This window comes from Oleiphilus sp. HI0117 (assembly GCF_001635235.1).
Genome location: NZ_LWGA01000759.1, coordinates 1 through 2,701 on the forward strand (window position 1 = coordinate 1; position 2,701 = coordinate 2,701).

2 protein-coding genes and 1 tRNA gene are annotated in these 2,701 nt (G+C 45.8%); all 3 read right to left on the reverse strand.

The window, feature by feature from the left end:
- Positions 1-273 precede the first annotated feature (273 nt).
- Positions 274-350: transfer RNA gene (locus tag A3757_RS12110), tRNA-Ile, on the reverse strand.
- A gap of 99 nt (positions 351-449) precedes the next feature.
- On the reverse strand, positions 450-2,258 hold the full coding sequence (gene rpoD / locus A3757_RS12115; protein ID WP_068507063.1) for an RNA polymerase sigma factor RpoD: 1,809 nt from the start codon (positions 2,256-2,258) through the stop codon (positions 450-452).
- A gap of 170 nt (positions 2,259-2,428) precedes the next feature.
- Positions 2,429-2,701, reverse strand: a 273-nt coding sequence (locus A3757_RS26750) for a hypothetical protein (protein WP_197470017.1), incomplete at its 5' end; no start/stop codon positions are given.

Consider the following 2,701-nt stretch of genomic DNA (forward strand, 5'->3'; position numbering starts at 1 on the left):
GTCTTCCGAGCAATCGATCGAATCGATTGTCCCTCCCGAATATGCCAGCGTCGAATTACGCTTAGTAGAGCCACGTCTATCACTCCATTTTCTCCTGCTTTGCTGAAGCAGGGATAGGTTTATACGTGGGTCAAAATTCGATGCAAATATATGGCTTTAGTGGGTCAGTTTTGGGTGCAAATCAACAATGAGGCCAATGTAGCACTGATGTAGCACAACTTATTCCAAGCATGCCAGCTACTAAAATAACCAATTGAAATAAAAGAAGAAAAATGGTGCCCCCTCCCTGACTTGAACAGGGGACCTACCGATTATGAGTCGGGTGCTCTAACCAACTGAGCTAAGGGGGCACTGATTTTGGCTTTGAGCCAAGAGATGATCCAGAGAGTTCTTGATCAATACGGGGCGCATTATAATGCGCCCCGAAAGAAGATGCTAGAGGAAAATGCTTATTCGTCCAGGAAGCTTCTTAGGTGATCTGAGCGGCTTGGATGGCGTAGTTTTCTTAGCGCTTTCGCTTCGATCTGACGGATACGCTCACGCGTTACGTCGAACTGCTTACCTACTTCTTCCAAAGTATGGTCTGTGTTCATTTCGATACCAAAACGCATACGTAGTACTTTTGCTTCTCTAGCAGTTAGTCCGGAAAGAACCGTACGTGTAGACTCTCTTAAGCCCTGGCCTGTAGCCGTATCAACGGGCGATTCTGCCTGGCCATCTTCGATAAAGTCACCCAAGTGTGAATCTTCGTCATCACCAATAGGCGTTTCCATTGAGATTGGTTCTTTAGCAATCTTAAGGACTTTACGTACCTTGTCTTCAGGCATATCCATGCGCTCACCTAACTCTTCAGGTGTTGGCTCGCGGCCCATTTCCTGAAGCATCTGGCGTGAGATGCGGTTCAATTTATTAATGGTTTCGATCATGTGTACCGGAATACGGATCGTACGTGCCTGGTCAGCAATAGAACGAGTAATTGCCTGACGAATCCACCATGTAGCGTAAGTCGAGAACTTGTAACCACGGCGATATTCGAACTTATCTACCGCTTTCATCAAGCCAATGTTACCTTCCTGAATAAGATCCAGGAACTGTAGGCCACGGTTGGTATATTTCTTCGCGATGGAGATAACCAAACGAAGGTTGGCTTCTACCATTTCCTTTTTCGCACGACGCGCTTTTGCTTCACCAATCGATACACGACGGTTGACGTCTTTAATTTCAGCGATGGTCATGCCAGTTATGTTAGCCATTTCTGCGATCTTTCTTTGCGCACGCGTAATTTCAACACGGTTCGCTTCTAGCTTCGCTGCACAGGGGTGACTTTCTTCAATTAGGCCGTCAATCCACTGTAGGTTTGCTTCATTACCCGGGAATCGTTTGATGAACTCTTTACGATCCATACCGCAATATCTGGAGCAAAGCGCCATAACTGCACGCTCATTAATCCTAACGATTTCGTTGGTAGTACGAACTTCAACGATCAAGGCATCGAACTGCTTGGCACTCAATTTAAACGGTGCAAACAGTTTACCTAGCTCATTATAAGCTTTAGCTGCTTCTTTACTGCTACGAGTATGCTTTGCTTCTTCTGCTAAGGCTACCGCTAGCTGAGCACGAAGTTCATCCATGCGCTCACGCACTTCTTCTGGATCAGGGCCTTTCTCGCCCTCTTCTTCGTCATCGTCGTCGGAATCAGCACTATTCGCTTCGACTATAGGAGCCGGTGCAGGAATCGCATCGGTCTCTGGGTCAACAAAGCCTGAAATAATGTCACTTAGACGGCCTTCTTCTTCCACTGTCGTGTCATATCGATCCAAGATACCCTGAACGACACCCGGAAAGTGAGCCAAAGATGCCATCACATCCCGAACACCTTCTTCGATACGCTTGGCGATACGAATTTCGCCTTCACGCGTTAGTAGCTCTACAGTACCCATTTCACGCATATACATACGTACTGGGTCAGTTGTTCTGCCTGCTTCGGTTTCTACTGCTGCCAGTGCCGCAGCTGCTTCAGCCGCCGCCACTTCGTCTGTTGAATCTCCATCTGACATAAGCAATGAATCAGCATCAGGCGCAACTTCAACAACCTGAATACCCATGTCGTTGATCATGCGAATAATGTCTTCAACCTGATCCGGATCCGCAATATCTTCTGGAAGGTGGTCGTTTACTTCTGAGTAAGTCAGGTACCCTTGTTCTTTACCGCGGGCGATGAGATCTTTTAAACGAGACTGTTGTGAATTGCCTGACATGTCTATCCTATAAGTTGGAATTCGTTACTGATGGCCGATCAAAAAATAGTCGGCCATTATATAGAAAGTTTGCTTTTCAACCAAATCAATATGGATCCAAAATGAGATTTTTCAAGTCTGAATTGGAATAACTTTCATAAATTTGGCCGTTTCGAATACTAAAAGGCCTTTTACTTAGATTTCCTTAGGGAAATAGCTCTTAGCGCTTGCTTTTCAGATTCGCTCATTTCACTAGGAAGCTTATTGAATTTTGTTGCTTTCAAGGCGTCATTCTGGGTTTGTTTATTCTTCAGCCGTTGCAGCAAGTCAGTCGCAACGTCCTGGATTTCCTTCGCGTCGGGCACCCATTCCAAGCGATCAAATAAGCTAGAGAACTGAGCACGATAACCCACTTCATCCGTAGCCAGAAATAACAACAAAGACTGAGTCGTTGCTATTTTTTG

Coding starts and splice junctions, on each gene's coding strand:
- rpoD (WP_068507063.1), bottom strand. CDS start 2,258: ATGTCAGGCAATTCACAACAGTCTCGTTTAAAAGATCTCATCGCCCGC.